At 54.2% G+C, this 19,792-nt stretch carries 12 protein-coding genes; 4 read left to right on the plus strand and 8 right to left on the minus strand.

Translation table 11 applies throughout. From position 1 onward, the window contains the following. The first annotated feature begins 81 nt into the window (after positions 1-81). Positions 82-567, plus strand: a complete 486-nt coding sequence (locus tag ABGI61_RS00505; RefSeq protein WP_347595238.1) for a GFA family protein — start codon at positions 82-84, stop codon at positions 565-567. Positions 568-828: 261 nt separating this feature from the next. On the opposite strand, the gene ABGI61_RS00510 is transcribed toward ABGI61_RS00505, so the two are convergent. The 4 genes from ABGI61_RS00510 to ABGI61_RS00525 form a co-directional block, all read right to left on the minus strand. Then, the gene (locus ABGI61_RS00510; protein ID WP_347595240.1) at positions 829-1,695 is read right to left on the minus strand and encodes a DUF5677 domain-containing protein; all 867 of its coding nucleotides are present in this window, start codon (positions 1,693-1,695) and stop codon (positions 829-831) included. Positions 1,696-1,871: 176 nt separating this feature from the next. After that, positions 1,872-3,254, minus strand: coding sequence for an efflux transporter outer membrane subunit (locus ABGI61_RS00515; RefSeq protein WP_347595242.1), 1,383 nt, complete (start codon positions 3,252-3,254; stop codon positions 1,872-1,874). Further along, positions 3,247-6,459 (minus strand): efflux RND transporter permease subunit, encoded by a 3,213-nt coding sequence (locus ABGI61_RS00520; protein ID WP_440590650.1) that lies wholly within the window; start codon positions 6,457-6,459, stop codon positions 3,247-3,249. The genes ABGI61_RS00515 and ABGI61_RS00520 overlap by 8 nt, the downstream gene beginning before the upstream one ends. A gap of 7 nt (positions 6,460-6,466) precedes the next feature. Beyond that, on the minus strand, positions 6,467-7,735 hold the full coding sequence (locus ABGI61_RS00525) for an efflux RND transporter periplasmic adaptor subunit (RefSeq protein ID WP_347595248.1): 1,269 nt from the start codon (positions 7,733-7,735) through the stop codon (positions 6,467-6,469). Positions 7,736-8,015: 280 nt separating this feature from the next. Between ABGI61_RS00525 and ABGI61_RS00530 the strand changes: the two genes are divergently transcribed. The 3 genes from ABGI61_RS00530 to ABGI61_RS00540 all read left to right on the plus strand — a co-directional run bounded on the left by ABGI61_RS00530 (position 8,016) and on the right by ABGI61_RS00540 (position 10,199). Beyond that, the gene (locus ABGI61_RS00530) at positions 8,016-8,627 is read left to right on the plus strand and encodes a TetR/AcrR family transcriptional regulator (RefSeq protein WP_347595250.1); all 612 of its coding nucleotides are present in this window, start codon (positions 8,016-8,018) and stop codon (positions 8,625-8,627) included. Between the two features lie 93 nt (positions 8,628-8,720). Further along, on the plus strand, positions 8,721-9,170 hold the full coding sequence (locus ABGI61_RS00535) for a YybH family protein (RefSeq protein WP_347595253.1): 450 nt from the start codon (positions 8,721-8,723) through the stop codon (positions 9,168-9,170). Between the two features lie 108 nt (positions 9,171-9,278). Further along, on the plus strand, positions 9,279-10,199 hold the full coding sequence (locus ABGI61_RS00540; protein ID WP_347595255.1) for a DMT family transporter: 921 nt from the start codon (positions 9,279-9,281) through the stop codon (positions 10,197-10,199). Here the strand turns inward: ABGI61_RS00540 and ABGI61_RS00545 are convergent. From ABGI61_RS00545 to recC, 4 genes are all read right to left on the minus strand, one after another. Beyond that, positions 10,191-10,613: a BLUF domain-containing protein gene (locus ABGI61_RS00545; protein WP_347595258.1), complete on the minus strand. Its 423-nt coding sequence runs from the start codon at positions 10,611-10,613 to the stop codon at positions 10,191-10,193. The two genes, ABGI61_RS00540 and ABGI61_RS00545, sit on opposite strands and share 9 nt — an antisense overlap. A 90-nt stretch (positions 10,614-10,703) precedes the next feature. Further along, positions 10,704-12,656, minus strand: a complete 1,953-nt coding sequence (gene recD / locus ABGI61_RS00550) for an exodeoxyribonuclease V subunit alpha (RefSeq protein ID WP_347595260.1) — start codon at positions 12,654-12,656, stop codon at positions 10,704-10,706. Further along, complete coding sequence (recB, locus tag ABGI61_RS00555; protein WP_347595262.1) at positions 12,643-16,308, minus strand: exodeoxyribonuclease V subunit beta; 3,666 nt, start codon at positions 16,306-16,308, stop codon at positions 12,643-12,645. The genes recD and recB overlap by 14 nt, the downstream gene beginning before the upstream one ends. After that, entirely contained in the window at positions 16,305-19,700 is a 3,396-nt protein-coding gene (recC, locus tag ABGI61_RS00560) for an exodeoxyribonuclease V subunit gamma (RefSeq protein ID WP_347595264.1), read from the minus strand. The genes recB and recC overlap by 4 nt, the downstream gene beginning before the upstream one ends. Between the last annotated feature and the right edge of the window lie 92 nt (positions 19,701-19,792).

The raw sequence follows: 19,792 nt of genomic DNA on the forward strand, positions 1-19,792 counted from the left end.
TTAATTGAACGCGCTTCGCACAATTTGCCTGCATCGCGGGCGGCGAGGCGCGCACACTCTGCAACAACAGGTAACGCCGATATGAACGACAACGAAGGGCTAACAGGCAAATGCACCTGCGGTGACGTTGAGTATGAATTGAAACAACGCCCTATGTTCGTGCATTGCTGTCATTGTAGCTGGTGTCAACGCGAGACCGGCTCTGCATTTGCTATCAATGCGCTTATCGAAGCCGAAAATGTGCAGCTGCTGAAAGGTCATCCCGACAAAATAACGGTGCCGAGTAATAGCGGTATCGGGCAAACAATTTGCCGCTGCCCGACATGCAAAACCGCGGTTTGGAGCTACTATGGGGCGGCAAAAGAGAAGATCTGTTTTGTGCGTGTAGGCACGCTTAACAACCCAAATGCATGTCCGCCAGACATACACATCTTCACTTCAACCAAACAACCATGGCTGGAACTTAGCAGCGCGGTACCTGTAATGGCAGAGTACTACCAAAGAAGCAAGTACTGGCCACAGCAGAGCATCGACAGGTATAAACGCGTCGTTAATAAAGCCGAATAAGTCACCTAAAAAGGGGGCCGAGCCATTTAACTCGAAAAGTGCTCCGCCCCCATTTTCGTTTTGAAGTTGCGCATCCACCGGTTATGTTCTAGATTGGCTAATCGGTACAACCTGATAAATATTAATAACTTCAATTACTTTTGAAAGTAGTTCTTTGTTGGCCAAGATACGAGAAAGGGATGTCTTATGAAGTTGAGCCACGTATTGTCTGAAAAGTGCTACGACCCCATTTTCATTCAGAAAAGTGATCCGCCCCCATTTTCACTTAAGATCATCCGCAAAAAGAGATTTAAACTCTTCATATACTTCATAGATATCTGTCTGATATGACGTTAATTTATCGTTTTTTGCAATAATCTTACTGATTGCCAGCAAACTGTAAAAAGCTCCATATATTGCATTTTGGGCGTGATTAACTTCAATTCGACCAAATTTCCCCTTTGAGAGAATCCGATTATCAAATTCGCCAAAACTAATGGCCCCACTTTTTATCTGGGCTCCAGCAAGGCTACCGTGAATCATCTCTGAGGCATCTGAATACACTGAAATATAGGATGCAGATAGAAGTGATGTTAATCTTTGTCCAAAAACCTCATGGATTTTCTCTATCCTTCCCGGTACTTTGGTATCTGTCCAATCTTTGATGTAGCCTTTCTTATTGCGAAATTCGTTCAACAGTATTTCGAGGTCTTCGGGAAGTACATCAAATAGTTTACGCTTAAGGGAAAATCCTCCCACATTTTTGTCGTTTCTCTTGTATCCTTTTACCACTGCGTGTTCGATTGCTCTGCGCGCTATCGTATCTCCGCTAGCCAAAATGAAAGCTGCATTAATTGATGTTTCAATGATTGCTCTTGCAATAAATAGACATTCACCCTTGGATATCTCTGGGGGGCTATTGGCTAAGTACCTCAGAGTCCCGCATGATGACCGAATTGATGCTAGTAACTGTGCTACGACTATCGTAGTTGTAGAAGTTTTACCTATTTTTAAGGTTTCAGTATCGGTGACTATTTCTCCCCCGACATAATAAATGATAGGGAGCGCCAGATTGCGTGAGAGTTTATCAAGCAATCCGTCAATATCAGGCATAGGTCTATAGCTATTCGGTTTGTTGCTTTTATGCATTGTTATAAGGCACTCCAGAGTGAGAGGTTGAGTCGGCACTCATAAAATAAACTCTCTCATGTCATTCTCTGCAATATTTTTATCCTCCAATCAAAAGCTAGCCACTATATCCGCTTTTCGCTCAAAGCAGACAATAAAAAGCCGGGCACACCCGGCTTTGTTCATTCAAACCAACGCTATATCAACTGTATCCCGCCACCAAAACTTCGGTAGATGCCTACTAAACGAATAAAGCTTTGCTGTTGCACCAGCGCTAGCTGATCGCGGGCGCGCAGTAACTCGCGCTCGGCGTCGAGCAAGGACAAGAAATCACCGCTGCCGGCGTTATAGCGATCGCGGGCGATTTGCAGGGCTTTATTCGCCGCCTGCCACTGTGCTTCGGTGCTAAGCTGTTGCTCGCGACTGAGGTTGTAGCTAAACAGCGCTAACTTCATTTCATTCAGGGCGTTAAACACCTGCTGCTCAAACTGCGCCAGCGCAATTTGGCTACCGGCCTCGGCCTGACGGATACGGGCTTTTACCGAGCCTAAATCGGCGGCTTGCCAGCTTAACGTGGGTGCTACCGCCCAGCTTTGCGTATCGCCGTTCAGCGTTAAACCCGGGCCGGAGATAAAGCCTAAAAAGCCGCGGACCGACAGGTTCGGGTACAGATCAGCGGTTGCCACACCAATTTGTGCGGTGCTGGCCGCTAAGGCGCGCTCGGCCACGGCGACATCGGCGCGATAGCGCAGGTAGTTTTCACCCTCGACCAGCGCCACCGGCTGTTTTAGCTCTGGCAAATGCGGCACCGCGCCAAGCTTTAACTCGCCCGGTTGCTGCGCCAATAATGCAGATAAGGTAGCGCCTGCAGTTAACAGCGCCGTGCGATACACCGGCACCGCGGCTTTTACCTGATGCAGCTGCACGTCGATTTGCGCCAATTCCAGCTCGGAGGCCATACCGGCATCATAGCGGGCTTTAACAATATCGCGGCTTTGCTGCAGGTTATGCAGGTTTTGCTCGGCGACCACTAAACGCATTTGCGCGCCGCGATAGTCACCATAAGTGCTGGCGACCTGGCTGATGAGCTGCAAGCGCGCATCCTGCCACAGTAGTTCAGCTTGCTGGGCATTAGCTTCGGCCGCTTCGGTGGCGCGGCGAATTTTACCGAACAGATCTACATCCCAGCTCAGGTTAGCACCGCTGTTATAGCCGCGGCTGATTACACCGTCGTCCAACGCCGACACACTGGGGTTTTCACTGGCCTGGTAGCCTGCGTCCAGTGTGCCTTTGGGTAGCCAGTCGTTATTGGCATCGCTAAACACCGCATAGGCACGCTCGGCATTGTAGCGCGCCTGCGCCAGAGTGCGGTTTTGCGCCAGCGCCTCAGTAATCAGTTGGTTCAGCGTGGCGTCGTCAAACGCCTGCCACCAGTTTTGCACCTGTTCTGCCTGCTGATATGGCGCGCTGACGTTGATATTAGCGACGCTTTGCGGCGCCTGATAATCCGGGCCGACGGCACAGCCGGTAACCGCGGCCACCAACAGTGCGATAGCCGATAGTTTTACGATATTACGCATGGCTTGCCTCCGCGCTGGTTGAACTGTTTAAGGCTGCGCTGTCGCTTTCTGTGGCGGCAATGTGCTGCTGCGCCGCAATCGTTTTGCCACGTTTAGCCAGCATGTAATAGAACAGCGGCGTTAAAATAAGGCCAAATACCGTGACGCCTATCATACCGGCGAATACCGCTACCCCCATGGCCTGGCGCATTTCGGCGCCGGCACCGGTTGAGAACACCATTGGCACCACGCCCATAATAAAGGCGATAGAGGTCATCAAAATTGGCCGTAAGCGTAAGCGGCCAGCTTCTAATATCGCCTGCAGTGCGCTCATACCCTGATCTTGCAGCTCTTTGGCAAACTCGACTATTAAGATGGCGTTCTTGGTGGCCAGGCCAACCAGTACGATCAAGCCGATTTGGGTGAAGATGTTGTTGTCGCCACCGTAGATCAGCACGCCGCTTAGCGCCGATAACAGCGTCATCGGAATAATTAAGATAATCGCCAGCGGTAAGCGTAAGCTTTCGTACTGCGCCGCCAGCACCATAAATACCAGCAGGATCACCAGCGGGTAGATCAACATGCCCGCATTACCGGCCAGAATTTGCTGATAGGTCAGCTCGGTCCACTCGTACGTCATGCCGTTTGGCAGCGTTTCAGCGAGGATTTTCTCAATCGCCGCTTGCGCTTCGCCGCTGCTGTAGCCTGGCGCCGGGCCACCGTTAATTTCGGCGGTAGTAAAGCCGTTGTAGTGCATTACGCGGTCTGGCCCTGCGCTGTTAGTGACGTTAATAAAGGACGCCAGCGGGATCATTTCGCCCTGGTTATTGCGCACCTTTAACTGGCCAATTTGCTCTGGCGTTTGGCGAAACTTCTCGTCAGCCTGCATATTCACCTGGTAAGTGCGGCCAAACTGGTTAAAGTCATTGACATACACCGAGCCCATATAAGCCTGCAGCGTCTGGAAGATTTCATCCATCGCCACGCCCTGCTGCTTAGCTTTAGTGCGGTCGATATCTAAATCCAACTGCGGCACATTCACCTGATAGCTGGAGAACACGCCGGCCAGCTCAGGCGTTTGCCAGGCTTTCATCATCACCTGCATCGTCACGCTGTACAGCTCTTCGTAGCCCAGGTTGCCACGGTCCTGAATTTGCAGCCGGAAACCACCAATGGTGCCCAGCCCCTGTACCGGTGGCGGTGGGAAGATAGCAATAAAGGCATCTTCAATACTGGCGAACTTCTGGTTCAGCGCACCAGCAATGGCATTGGCCGATAAGGCGGCGCTGTCGCGTGCCTCAAAGCTGTCTAAGCCGACAAATAACACGGCACTGTTCGGGCTATTGGTAAAGCCGTTAATGCTCAGGCCCGGGAAGGCAATAGCATTGGCCACGCCAGGGTGCTCCAGTGCAATAGCTGACATGCGTTTTACTACTGCATCGGTGCGATCCAGTGACGAGGCATCCGGCAACTGGGCAAAGGCCACCAGGTACTGTTTGTCCTGCCCCGGCACATAACCGGTTGGCGTAGTGGCAAACTGCAGGCCGGTTAAGCCAACCAAGGCGATATACAGCACACCAACGATGGCGCCAAAGCGGATCACTTTACGCACCAGATAGCCGTATCCCTGGGATAATTTGCCGAAGAAACGGTTAAACGGCGCAAATAACCAGCCACCTAACAGTTTATCCATGGCGCGGGTTAAACCATCTTTCTTCTCGCCATGGCCTTTTAACAGCAGCGCGGATAGCGCCGGGCTTAGCGTTAACGAGTTAATGGCCGAGATAAAGGTCGAAATGGTAATGGTTAAGGCGAACTGCTTATAAAACTGCCCGGTTAAGCCCGACATAAAGGCGGTAGGAATAAATACCGCTGCCAGTACCAGCGTGGTGGCAACGATAGGCCCGGTCACTTCTTTCATCGCCTTTTGCGTTGCCGCTACCGGCGATAAACCCTCACTGATATTACGCTCGACGTTTTCGACCACTACGATGGCGTCATCGACTACGATACCAATGGCCAATACCAGACCAAACAGGGATAACGCATTAAGCGAAAAACCCATCAGCTGCATAAAGGCAAAGGTACCCACTAATGACACCGGCACCGCCACCAGCGGAATAATAGAGGCGCGCCAGGTTTGCAGGAACAGCACGACCACTAACACCACCAGCAATACCGCTTCCAGCAGGGTTTTTACTACCGCTTCGATAGAGCCGCGTACAAACACTGTTGGATCGTATACGATGTCGTAGGTTAAACCGTCCGGGAAGCTTTTTGACAGCTCGGCCATTTTGGCACGTACATCGTCTGAGATTTGAATGGCGTTAGAGCCAGACGCCTGGAAAATCGGAATGGCCACCGCTTCTTTGTTATTTAACAAAGAGCGCAGCGCATAGGTTGAGGCCCCCAGTTCAACCCGGGCTACATCTTTTAAGCGGCTAATTTCACCATTAGCTCCGACTTTAATAATGATGTTTTCAAACTCTTCTACCGCCGCTAAGCGGCCTTTAACGTTAATCAGCAACTGAAACTCAGCCTCGCCACTTGGCTGCGCCCCCAAACTACCGGCAGCGGCCTGCTGGTTTTGCTCACGAATCGCTGCGGTGATCTGCGACGGCGATAAGCCCAGCGCAGAGACCTTGTTCGGGTCCAGCCAGATACGCATGCTGTAATCACCGGCGCCGAACAGCTGCACTGAGCCAACGCCTTCAATGCGCGCCAGCTCATCTTTGACATTCAGCGCGGCATAGTTTGACAGGTACAGCATGTCGTAACGCTCGTCGGGCGAGGTTAAATGCACCACCATGGTTAAATCAGGCGAGGATTTCTCGGTCACCACACCTAAGCGCTGCACTTCCAGCGGCAGGCGCGGCTTGGCACGCTCTACCCGGCTTTGCACCTGGGTTTGCGCTAAATCGACATCGGTACCAATGGCAAAGGTAACGGTTAATGTCATGCGACCATCAGAGGTGGCCTGCGATGACATATACAGCATGTTTTCCACACCGTTGATTTCCTGCTCCAGCGGTGAGGCCACCGTTTCGGCAATCACTTTCGGGTTAGCGCCCGGATAGTTGGCGGTCACCACTACCGTTGGCGGCACCACTTCCGGGTACTCGGTAATAGGCAGCTGCCACACCGCGATAGCGCCGGTGATAAAAAACAGCAGCGAGATTACCGCGGCGAAGATCGGCCGCTTAATAAAAAATTGCGATAGCATAATGTGTTCCTTAACCGCGTCCCGGCGTTTTGCCGGCATCAGCGGTTGCTGCCATATCAGAAGTTGCTGCGAAAGCAGCTGCGGCCTGATCCAGCAGCTGCTGCGCATCTTTTAATGCTGCCAGCTGTTCGCTGGAGGCCATATCCACCAGTTTCGGTTCAACCTGCATGCTGGGGCGTACACGCTGCAGGCCATTTACCACGATGCGATCGCTAGCGCTTAAGCCTTTATTGACAATACGCAGGCCATCGAGCTTCTCGCCCAGTTCAATAGCACGGTATTCCAGCTGGTTAGCGTCATTTACCACCAACACAAACTTGTTGTTTAAGTCGGTACCAATGGCTTTTTCGTCAATTAACACGCCATCATACGAGGCGCTGCCAGCCAGCCGCAGTTTGGCATACAGCCCCGGCATTAACTGGTTGTCAGTGTTGGCGAAACTGGCGCGCAGGCGGATCGTACCGGTTTGCGCATCAATGCGGTTATCAACAAAGTCGATATGGCCGATATGGCTAAATTCGGGCTCGTCAGCCAGCGCCAGATACACCGGGTTGGCGTGCGCTTCACGCGTATCGACCCGTTTACCGTCTTGCGCTAAGCGGGCATACTTAAGATAGGTTTGCTCATCAACATCAAAGTAAGCGTACATTTTTTCAATTGACACCAGGCTGGTGAGCTTGGTTTGGCCGGCAGTAACATAATTACCTGCGGTAACCAGTGCGTTAGACACCCGGCCACTGATCGGTGCAGTTACGCGGGTATAGCTTAAATCCAGCTCGGCGCGCTCAAGTGCCGCTTTAACGGAAGCCACTGTCGCAGCGGTTTGCTTTTTGCGTGCCTGGCGGTTTTCCAGTACCTCCACTGAAATGGCGCGCTGTGCCAGCAGTCGCTGCGCCCGCTCGTATTCGGCATGCGCCAGCTCTGCGGCGCTTTGTGCGCTTAACAGCTCAGCCTTCAACCGCGTCACCTCGGCAGCAAAGGGTTTAGCATCAATGGTCAGCAGCACATCACCGGCTTTAACCAGTGCGCCCTCCTCGAACAGCACCTGCTCAACATAACCCGAGACGCGCGGCACTAAGTCTACCGTTTGCGGCGCCTGCAAGCGGCCGCTAAATTCGTCCCACTCGGTAATACGCTCAGCTACTACTTGCGCCACACTGACCTGCGGCGCAGCAGGCGCCTGCTGCTGGCTGGCCGCCTCGGGGTTGCCACAAGCGGCTAACACCACGGCAGCGACGCTGGCTAACATAAAGTTTCTTACAGTGTTTGTTCTGCTCATGACAGTTGTCTCCACGCCTTTAACATAAACTTAAATTGAACTTGCTAGTTTTGTACTGGTCGGTAAATATATAGATCCTGCAGCGACAGTCAATTGATTTTTGTACCGACTGGTATATTAATTTTTTTCTAGCCCAGATGATTTTGTTCTAATGGGCTGTTAACGGTAGAGAATGTGCCGCTGTCGTGCCCAATATGTACTAAGTGGTAAGTAACCCTTACTGGACAAGGGTTATTTTGCTGTTTACTATATGAGCATCTTTGAATACAGGAGCTGGACAATGTCAGCAGTAGGTAGCTCTTCGCATGTCGGCCGGCCACGCGCTTTTGATATGGACACGGCGCTGGAAAAAGCGTTAGAGGTATTTTGGCGCAAAGGTTATGACGGTACCTCGTTGTCGGATTTAACTGAAGCGATGGGGATTAACAAACCCAGCCTGTATGCTGCTTTTGGCAATAAAGAGCAGTTATTTTTAAAAGCCATAGAAAAGTACGAAAGCCGGCCCTGCGCCTTTTTTATGCCGGCGCTGGAAAAGCCCACCGCCTATGAAGTAGCCGAACATATGCTGTACGGCGCGGCGGCCAATATGGCGACTAAAGATCAGCCGCAGGGCTGTGTGGTGATCCAGGGCGCGCTGTCGTGCTCGGAAGCCGCCGCTGTGGTAAAAGAAGCACTGATTAACCGCCGGCTGGAAGGCCAGCAAAAACTACTTGAGCGTTTTGAACGCGCCAAAACTGAGGGCGATTTGCCCGCTTCAGTGGATGCCGAGACCCTGGCACAGTATCTGGGCACGGTGCTGCAAGGCATGGCCATTCAGGCCAATAATGGCGCCACATCGGAGCAACTGCGTCGCGTTGCCGAGATGACCTTACTGGCCTTTCCGCGCGTCTGAAACCTTGCTTAAAAATTCTGCATTTTCTGCTTGACCTTACCTCAAGGTAAGGTTTTACCCTGCCTGACATCTTGTTCAGATGGAGAACATCTTATGTCAGCACTCAGTTCTATGTCGGCATCACGCAGTCATTGTACGCATGACACTAAACCGCCTAGTCTGTTGCAACCCGCGTCGTTGCAGCACGGCGCCACGCAGCTGATACACCAACTGCAGCAGGCGTTTTTTCAGCGCGATCTCAGCGCAATGGCACACTGTTTTGCCGAAGAAGCCATACTGGTAAATATCCTGGGTCAGCGTTTGCATGGCCGCGACGCTATTTGCCACTATATCCACAGCACCTTTGCCGATTGGCAAGACGAGTGGTTAAGCTACCGTTTAGAGCACATTACCCCACTGGCTGACAATATGGCAGTGGTTAATGTACAGCAGTACAGCTACCGCCGCAGCGACAATCGCATCAGCGGCATCAGTGCCGCACCGCTGTGGGTCATTGGCTTTGTTGCCGGCAGGTGGCAGATCCTGGCGTGTAACGCGCTGTGAACAGCTTTGCTAACGCGGCAGCGATAAATATTTGTTGTGCACAGACTGTTTATCGCTTGCCCTCTCCAGTAAGATCACGCCGCTGTGCTTAAGCGCCTTGGACACACCATGCAAAATATCCTGCTGTACCTGACCACCGTGTTTATTTGGGGCTCTACCTGGTTTGCTATCGAGTACCAACTGGGTGAAGTGGCTATCGAAGTGTCACTGTTTTACCGTTTTGTTATCGCGGCCGTGCTAATGTGGCTGTTTTGCCTGTGGCGCCGGCTGGATATGCGTTTTAGTCTGAAGCAGCATGGTTTTATTTTGCTGTTGGCCAGTTTGAATTTTGCCCTGAATTTCCTGCTGATTTATCAGGCACAGCAGTATTTATCGTCAGCCATGACCGCCATTGCCTTTACCACGATGTTACTGATGAACATTATTAACACCCGGCTGTTTTTTGGCTCGCCGGTGGCCAAGCGCATTTATTTTGGCGCCCTGTTTGGGATCGCCGGCATCGTCGTGCTGTTCTGGCCCGATTTGGACGGCGTCGATTTGAGTAACGCCAGTTTAATCGGCCTGATATTGATTTTGGCCGGTGCCTTGTCGGCATCGTTTGGCAATATGGTCAGCGTGCGTAACTCGCGTGAAAATATGCCAATTATGCAGGTGAATGCCTGGGGTATGCTGTATGGCAGCATCGTGCTGGGGCTGGCCGCCTGGCTTAAAGGTGACAGCTTTACCTTTAGTACCCAGCCCTCTTATATTTTGTCATTGCTGTATCTGGCAGTGTTTGGTTCGGTTATTGCCTTTGCCAGCTACTTCGCCCTGCTGAAAAAAATTGGTCCGCAGCAAGCCAGTTACACCATAGTGCTGTTTCCGTTGGTGGCGGTGGTGCTGAGCACCTTATTTGAAGGCTTTGTCTGGAGCCTGTATACCGTAAGTGGTTTTGCATTGGTGTTGCTGGGCAATGTGCTGGTGCTGACACCGTTTGAGCGCATTAAACCGCTGCTACAGCGTCGCCGCACGCTGCCGTCGTCACTTTAACGCCAGCTTAAACCAGTCCAGCTGGCTTTCACTGACAGAACTTGCCTGGCCCAGCATATTCAGCAGGGCCAGCAAATCCTGGTTTTCTTCGTTATCCAGCAGTTTTCTTACGCCCAGGCTCCAGCGCGAAAAATCGCGCTGTGCGATCGGCTTTCGTTGCAGTAGCCGCACCTGAGTATGACGCGGGTCGCGGCAAATACTGGCATAAAGCGCATCAACCACCGCCGCTTCACCTTCCAGATACTGTAAGAAATAGCGCTCGGTATACAGCAGTGCTCCGGTGATATCCCGCTTGTGGTTATTATGCTCGGCGCGCAGTTTAATTTTATGAATCGCAGCCTCATCAGTATCAGGGCTGCGTTCACTGACATACACCAGTTGGATCTGTTCTTTTGCAGGGGTAGCTATGGCCACAATGCTGTTCCTAAAGCGCAAGTGTTTCAGTTATAGCTTTAGCACTTCAACAAAGCAATGCCATGCACAATATAATATAAAATCAACACATTACAGCCCACTACTACGCGCTACGCGCCGCGCTATCGCCTGCTGCAATAAGGCGGGGTTGGCACACAACAAGCTAAATTGCTGCTTCGCCCGGGTAATGCCGGTGTACAGCAGCTCACGGCTTAACAGCGGGCTGTTGTCCGGCGGCAGCACTAAACAGCAGTGGTTAAACTCCGAGCCCTGCGATTTATGTACCGTAATGGCAAAAGCCGTTTCTACCTCGGTTAAACGGCTGGGCAGCACCCATTTAATGCTGCCATCGGCCAGTTGAAACACCACCCTCAGCTGCCCGCTGCCTGGCTGAGGCAGCGCGATGCCAATGTCGCCGTTCATTAAGCCTAAGCTGTAATTATTACGCTGCATCATCACTGGCCGGCCGGCATACCACAGCCGGCGGCCATCAATAAAACCGGCCTCGGTTAACCACTGGCTCACCTGGGTATTAATGCCCTCAACCCCCCAGTCGCCGCTACGCAGGGCGCACAGCAACTGAAACTGGCTGTAGTGTTTAAGCACGCTACGTGCCCAGCTATCGGCATCGGCGTCGTATTGCTGCAGCAGCGCCAGATACTGGCTAAAACCAGCCAGTACCAGCGGTTTTAATGCACTGATATTTTGCCCCGGCAATAAGTGGATATCGGCAAATTGGTCAAACAGCGCCGGCGCACCGCTATCGCCGCGGTTAACCGCAGCGGCTAGCATACCTATACCGGATTTGGCATCAAAGCGATGGCTGTGGCGCAGCATGACGGTAGCCTGATTAAGCGCACTGCCGTCACCGGCAAACGCAATAAGTGGCGCTTCGCTGTAAGGTGCCAACAACTTCAGCGTATTGGCATGGTAAGCGCCCATTTCGGCACCGCGGCAGAGATCGCCCAGCACAGAGCCGGCCTCTACTGACGAGAGCTGATCTTTGTCGCCCAGCAGCACCAGTTGTGCCTGTGCCGGTAAGGCGTCTAATAGCGCCGCCATCATTTCCAGATCGATCATCGAGGCTTCATCAACCACCAGCACATCCAGCTGCAGCGGGTTTTGCCCGTTGTGTTTAAAGCTGCGTCGGTTCGGCAGTGCGCCCAATAAGCGGTGCAAGGTGGTCACTTCTGTCGGAATGCAAGCGCTTAGCTCCGCCGGTAAACGGCTTAAAGCGCCGCTAATCGACTCGGTTAAGCGCACCGCGGCTTTGCCGGTCGGCGCGGCCAATTTGATCGTTAACGCCTGCTGTTTAAGGCGGGCGCCATATTGCAACAAGGCTAACAGCTTGACGACGGTGGTGGTTTTACCGGTGCCGGGGCCGCCGGTAATAATGCTAAAACGCCGCTGCAGCGCCATGGCACAGGCCAGTTTTTGCCAGTCGATGCCGCTAGCTGGCGTTAGCGTTGGCGCAAACAGTTCAGCCAGCTTTGTCGCAACAGCGTCGGCCAACGGCAACTGCTGTGACAGCCGTGTGCTTAGCTGCTGCTTGACTAATTGCTCAGCCTGATACAAGCGGTGCAAATACAAGCGGTGGTCACTAAGCACTAAAGGCGCGGCATGGCCGGCAGCTTGTGTCAGCCAGCGGCTGTTTGCCAGCGCCTGCTGATAATCTTGCAGCGTCAGGCCACGTAATATGCTTGAGGGCCTGTCGCTAAAGCGTTGTAAAAATTGGTTTTGTGGCGGTAGGCTGAGCAGGCCGTCCGGGTCATCAACTAAATCACTGAGCAAAATACAGCTGTGGCCTCGGCCATACTGATGGCACAGCAGCGCACATAAAAGCCAGATCAGCGGGTTTGGCTCGTTGCTTAACTGATGCAGGGTTTGCGGCAGCTGTGCATCTAAAGCGCGCAGCCAGCGCCGCTCAACCCAGCGCTGCAGCAAGGCTTGCATTTGGCTTAAATCGTCAAGTGCGCTGGCACTGACTGAGCTGTTAACGGCAGTCTGGCTGGCAAATAAATCCAGTTGTTCACGCTGTGACATCGGCAACCTCCTCGCCAGCAAACAGGGCATCCAACTGCCACAGCAGTGGCATATCGGCGTTAAGCGCCAGCTGGCCCGGCTCGGGCGCGCGGATAAACCAATATAGTGCGCCGCCCAGATACCGCTCGGGCGCGCTGGCATAGCCGGGTTGACGCAGCTTTAACAGCCGGTGCAATGCCAGTAAATACAGCGCAGCTTGCACGTCATAGCGTTTATCCAACAGCGCCTGCTGCATCTGCTCAGTACTGTAGTGGCTGTTATCCGGCCCCAGCCAGTTCGATTTATAATCCAGTACCCAGTAGCGGCCATCACTGCCTTGCAGGGTTAAGTCGATAAAGCCTTTAAGCATACCGTTTAGCGTATCGGGCAGTAGCGCCGGTCGCGCCATACCAGGCAAGATTGCCCGGCTAATCAGTTTATCCAGTTTAACGACATTTACCTGCTGGCTTTGCAGCCAAAACTCCAGCTCAGCACGCACCTGCTGTAGCCCGGCCAGGCTGCTGCCTACCGCAGTAAGCGGCGTGTGCAACATCTGCTGTAGCCACTGGCTTAATACCCCTTGCCAGCTTTGCCAGTTATGCCGCGCCAATTGCGCCGCAACTAAGCTTTCGATAACGCTGTTGTCACAGCGGGCAAAGCCGTGTTGCTGCGCATCTTCCAGCAGTTGGTGTAAAAAAGTGCCCGGCAGGGCGCCGCGTGGAAAATCGTGCATAGATGCCTGCTGCTCGCTGTAAGCACTCTGCTCTAAGGCTTCTTCCTGCAACAGCGCCAATAATGGCGTATCGGCTGCGCTCTGCTCAGGTTGTGCCGCTTGCTCACCAGGCGTGTGCTGCTCAGCGGTTTTTAACGCCGAATAACTGGCTATCCACCAGTGCTCACGTTTTAACGCCTGGTGTAATGTCAGTGCGGGGGCTAACTCTGCCTGCCGTTCAGCGGGCGTGAAACGGCAATAAGGCGGCAGCGGCTGCGCCTGCCAGGGCAAGGCAGCCAGCAAACTGTTTAATTCGGCCAGGGTGGGTTCATCTGACACCCCCAGCAAATAGCCCAGCGCACTCTGGCTCAGTTTGCTGCTTTTGCCGGCGCCTTCACTAAATAGCCCCAGACCAAGATAGCAGGCATACACCGGCCGGGTCAGTGCCACATACAGCAGACGGATATCTTCCAGCAGGCGCTCACGTTCGGCTAATTGCAGCGCTTTATCGTCGGGGGTTAAGTCCAGCACCATCTCAGTGCCGTTAAAATAGCGCTGCGGCTGACCTTTTTTCACACTTTTAACGCCACAAATAAAGGGTAAAAACACCAGGTTATATTGCAGGCCCTTACTTTTATGAATGGTGACCACCTGCACCAACTGCTGATCGCTCTCCAGCCGCAGCTGCTGCTCATCGCTGCTTTTCGGGCTGGCCAGCTGTTCGCTAAACCAGCGTAGTAAGCCGCTTTCGCCATCACGTTGCTGGCTTTCGCTTTGCAACAGCTCCGCCAAATGCAGCACATTGGTCAACCGCCGCTCGCCCTGCCCGTCTGCCAGCCATTTGCTGGGTAACTGAAAATAATGCAGCCAGCTACTGAGCATCGCCAGCACGCCCTTAGTGCGCCAAATATGGCGAAACTGCCGCACTTGCTCGGTAAGCTGCTCCCAGGCCTGTTCATCATTAAACCACTGGCTTAACTGACTGTCGTTGTTGCTGCTTAGCGGTAACGCCAGCGCCGCACGCAGCAGGCTCTCATCCTCTACCTGCTGACAGGCGCGCAGCCAGTACAATACCGCCTGCGCCTCGTCGCTTTGAAAAATCGACTCGTTGTCCGACATATACACCGAGCGCACATTACGTGCACTGAGTTCCCGGCGTACCAGCGCCGCTTCGTTTTTATCGCGCACCAAAATGGCAATATCGGCCGGTTGCAGCGCGGTTAAGCCGTTAGCAGAGCGAAAACCTGCTGCGCCTTGCTGAGCTTGCTGCAGCAGGCCGGCAATTTCATCGGCGCAAGCCTGCGCCATTACTGCCTGGTAAGCACCTTTTTTCAGCTCAGAGGCTTCATTAGGTGCCAGGTAATAATTTACTGCAGGGATTGCCTTACCGCTGCGCTCAAGCTGCTCATCTTTGCCGTTGGCCTTAACCGGCAAAAACGGCAAGGCGGTATCGGAGGCTTTGCCAAAGCCGAAAGCACCGCGTTGCTGCTCGGCCGCGTTAAACAGCTGGTTTACCCCTTCAACCAGATCGCGGGTGGAGCGAAAGTTAGTTGCCAGACTGTAATGCCGGCCGCGGGTAAGCTGGCGCGCCTGTAAATAGGTGTGCAGGTCAGCGCCACGAAAGCTGTAAATGGCTTGTTTGGGGTCACCGACCATAATCAGGCCGGTGTCACGGCTATCAACGTTGGGGTAAATGGCACGAAAAATAGCAAATTGTAGCGGGTCGGTATCCTGAAACTCATCGACCATCGCCAGTGGATATTGCGCCCTGATTCGCGCGGCCAGCATGCTGCCGGCTTCGCTATTAAGGGCTCTGTGTAGCTTCAGCAGTAAGTCGTTAAAGTCCAGTTCGGCGCGGGCGCGCTTTTGCCGCTCAAATTCACACTGTAAGTACAAGGCAGCATGGTGGCGCACGGCCAGCGCCAGCTCAGGCTTGCCATTAAGTAGCACGACACTTTGATTAAACAATTCAAACAACGGGTGGGTAACCAGTGGCTGGCCTTTTTTCTGCCCGGCGGTGAGCTTATCCGCGCTGAATTTTTCTACCATAGCGGAAAAATCGGGCTCGCTGCTGTGCAAAAGCGCAGGCTCGGCCAGCATACGCTGCCACCACTGCCGCTCACTGCTCCAACTGGCGGCGCGGTATTTATTGCCGTTTAACCAGCCGTTGGCATAGGCATCCTCCAGGAATTGCAGCACGTCCGGGCTTAGCGCCTGTTGCAGCTCGCGGCAATGCGCGTCCATTTGACCTTGCCACTGCAACAACGGCGCAGCGGCCTCTGCCGGGCTTAGCGGTGCAGGCAGCGCGATACCGCCGGCATTAAAACGCATCGTTACGGCATCGGCTTGTAGCCATGGCCGCACATCGCTTAGCAGCGCTTCAGGCGAGCTGGCCACATTACCCAGCGCCTTTAACAGCGCGGGTTCGTCCAGCGGATAAAGAAACCGGCGCCAATAATCACAGGCCAGCGTATGTAACAGTGTCTGGTTGTCATCAGAGAGTGTTTCGCCAAAGCGCATGCCTGAGTCAAAGGCATGCTCGGCCAGCATGCGCTGACACCAGCTGTGAATGGTAAAGATCGCGGCCTCATCCATCCACTCTGCGGCGATGCTAAGCCGACTGGCACAGGCCGCATGCTGCGCCGGCGGGTAAGATGTCAGCAAAGCGGCTAAATAATCATCGTCACTCTCGCCCTGGCGAAAGGCATTAGCCGCCTGTACCAGCCGGGCCCGAATGCGATCTCTAAGCTCGGCGGTGGCGGCCCGGGTAAACGTCACCACCAGTATTTGCGGTGGTAACAGCGGCTGGGTAAAACGGCTGCTGTCGTCGCCATGGCCCAGCACTAAACGTAAATATAACGCCGCCAGGGTGTAGGTTTTGCCGGTACCGGCGCTGGCTTCAATTAAGCGGCTGCCGTGCAGGGCAAAAGTAAGTGGGTTAAGTAAGCTGACATCGCTCATGCCTCAGCCTCCTGCCCGCTAAGCCCGGCCACCGGCATTTGCAGCATAGGGGCGTATAGTTTTTCTGCCCAGTCGGTAAAGCCAGCATCGAGCAGGCTGGCAAAATCCGGGTAATAGCGCGCCAGTTCAGGCGCACCGTCCAGCTCGCCCGTTAGGCTATAACCGCCTTCATACTGCTCGCGGCATTTACCCAGCTCGCCCGTTTGCAAATAGCACAGCGCGGTTTTTGGCATTACCGGCAGCGGCTTCATCAGCCCTTGCTGCCAATAGCTGACCAAGTTATCCAACTGCGAATTGGCCTGGGTTTGCGTTAAGGGTAACAGCCGCACCGCATCGTCGAGGCCAAACTGATAGGTACTGACGGCAACGCCCTGCGCATTGGCGGCCAACTGCTGCAGATAACTGCTGCGCAGCGTATGCCAGCGCAGTTCGCCTTTATTGCGAATGGCGCTGGGCCTAAGCTGCAACAAGGCCTGTTGGCCGCTGGGGGCTGCAAACACATTGCTCAGGCTGTCGTTAAGCGCTATGCCAGCCGGTTGCAGCGTCAGTGGCAACGGCGTGCTGCGTCGCTGCCAGGCGATGCCACAACTTTGGTAACGGGCAAACACCACCTTAGCCTCGCGGCTAATCTCGGCGGCGCTTAACAGGCCAAATAGCGCCAGCGGTAATTTGGCCTGAGCAGCCAGCCTGGCGACGGCCTGGTCGATGTCTAAATCTGGCTCGGCGAGCAGTTGTAACAGCAGTTGCTGCTTCAGCTGATACAGCTCAAGCGTGTTGAGCACAAAAGGCTCGCTGTCGGCACTGACAAGCTCAGCCTGGTAAAAACGGGTTTTAAAGCGCTGCTGTAAGTAATGCCGGCACGGGTTGGCCAAAAAATCATCCAGCAGACGCAGGCTCAATGGCGGCAGCTCAGCGCTAGGTTGGCTGGGTGCATCAGGCAGTGCGGCTAACTGATGCGCCGCCTGCCATTCATGGGCATAAGTGGGCAGCGCGCCGTTAAAATACTGTGGCGAAAACGGTTGTAGCGGATAACTGTGACACAAGGCTTTTGACGCCGGCTGGCCCGAGGGGTGCCTCCAGCCGCTGTCGAGCAAGTCCATTAACTGGCTTAGCAGCACACTGGGCGGCAGCTCGCTGTTATTGCGGATATCGCGCCCCACCCAGCTTAAATACAACGCGTCACGTGCGCTTAACAGCGCTTCTAAAAACAGGTAGCGGTCATCATCGCGCCGCGAGCGATCGCCGGGGCGGTAATCGTGCGCCATTAAGTCAAAATCATCGCGCATGCGTGCCCGCGGGTAGTCACCGTCATTAAGCCCCAACAGGTAAATGCGTTTAAACGGAATAGCGCGCATTGGCATTAAGGTAGAAAAGGTTAAGCTACCGGCTAAAAAGCGCTGGCTTAAGCCACTGCTATCGGCTTGCGCCAACCAGGCCTCACGCAGTACCGCCAGGCTAATGTCGCCGCTAAAATCACCGCTTTGGGCAGCCTGTACCAAGGTCGTCATGCCATCGCTGAGGCGGGCGTATATGTGCTGATCCTGCGCCTCGCTAAAATCAAACAGGCTGGGTAGCAAGCCGTTATCTCCCAGCAGCAACTGCTGCCAATCGGCCAGATTACGCTGGCTGTTATCGGCGCTAAAACTCTGCTGCCAGCGTTTTAACTGTTGTACAAACTGCAATACCGGCCCAAGCTCGGCGGCGGCTAAGCCGGCCACTTCAGTGTAAGGCGCACAGCCTTGCCAGCTGTCGACCTCGCCAATAGCAAACCCCAGCAGCATACGCTCGATGGCGAACATCCAGCTGTACTGACTGCCCGGCGCGGCTAAATCTAAACTGGCACGCTGCTGCGCATCCAGTCCCCAGCGGGCACCGGCTTCAGTCAACCATAAACGCAGCTGCGGCAGCGCCTCACTGTTGATACCAAAACGGCGCTGAATGGCTGGTACATCCAGTAGGTCGCACACTTCACTTAAGCTAAAGCGCTGCTGCGGTAAATCCAGCAGGTATTCCAGCGCCAGCATCAGCGGCTGGCTGCCGCGCAGGCTCTGATCTGCCAGGGTATAAGGCAAAAAGCGGGCATCGTCCTGCGCCAGCCGGCCAAACACCGCATGCACATGGCTTTGGTACAGGCTGATGTCCGGCGTCATAATGATCACATCACGCGGTTTTAGCTCAGGATCGGCGGCAAAGGCGGCGATCAGGTTATCCTGCAAAATTTCCACTTCGCGTTGACGGCTGTGTGCCAGATGAAAGCTGATGCTGTTGTCGTTTGCACTAAGCCTCCGCGGCGGACTGGGCGTGGGGTTAAGCTCCAGCATATCGTGCTGCAGCTGCGCCAATAACGGCAAGGTGCTAATGTCCGCCACCGGCTCTTCGAACAAATCAATGCGGCCATTAAACCAGTGCCGGTATTGCTCGCTGTGATCAAAACCGTCCAGCAGGCTGATATAGTCCCGCCCCTGCTTGCCTAAACTGGCCAACAGTACCGGCGCATGTAAATACAACGCTTCAATATCCAGCACCGGCGGCAGGCCCGGTTTGCGGCCGTGGCGTTTTTGTGCGCTGCGCACTTCATCTTTAGCGTTAGTGATATCGCCCCAAAAATGCCGGCACGGGTTTAACACCGTCAGCAGTACCTGACGCTGAGCGCCCAGCGCCGCCAGCAGTTCTACCGTTTGCTGCGCCAAGGACGATACACCAAACACCACGATGCGATCGGGCAGTAAATCGGGCCGCGCCAGCTGGCCTTGCTGCAATGCACTGAGCGCCTTGTTATGCACATCGGCCCGGCTGGAAAAAGCCAACTCGCCCAGTACGTCACGCATCTGATTTTGCAGTAAACGCCATAGCGCCGGTTGCCACAGCTGATCGTCCGGCACCTGCAGTTGCTTGCTGCCTGGCAGGGCGTTTTCGCCCTCGCGCCAGCTTTGCAACCAGTCAGCGCGGTAGACCTGATACTGGTCAAATAAGTCCGCTAAGCGCAGCGCCAGCTGATAGCTTTTACGGCCGTCACTGTCATCCTGCAAGTAGTGCTGCAATGGCTGATACACGCTGTCGGTAAGCGTCGGCAATAAGCCAAGCAGACGCCAGCTCAGATTCAGTTTGTCATACGGCAGGCTTTTCGGAATGCCATCGCCCAGCACCGCACGGTACAGCTGCCAGACAAATTGGTTTGGCAGCTCCACTTTTAAACCAGCGGCAATGCCGGGGTGGCCATTGGCGGTTTCGGCCAGCGCCATTTTCAGCCACTGGGCAATACCATTACTTTGCACCAGTATTTGCTCGGTGCCCAGCACCGGCACCGGCTGCTTACTCAGCCACTGCACTAACAGCTCGCGCAGGCTTTCCAGCTGATTGGCGTGAATAACAACAAAACCGGGCTCTGGCATGCGAATTCTCAGGCAAAACACTATGTTGGCAGGTTAGCACAGCCACTGGCGTTTGAGAACGCGCAGCCCCACCGTAGCGGGGTGGCAAATTG

Origin of the sequence: Rheinheimera fenheensis, from assembly GCF_039871805.1 — a bacterium.
Taxonomy (GTDB): domain Bacteria; phylum Pseudomonadota; class Gammaproteobacteria; order Enterobacterales; family Alteromonadaceae; genus Alishewanella; species Alishewanella fenheensis.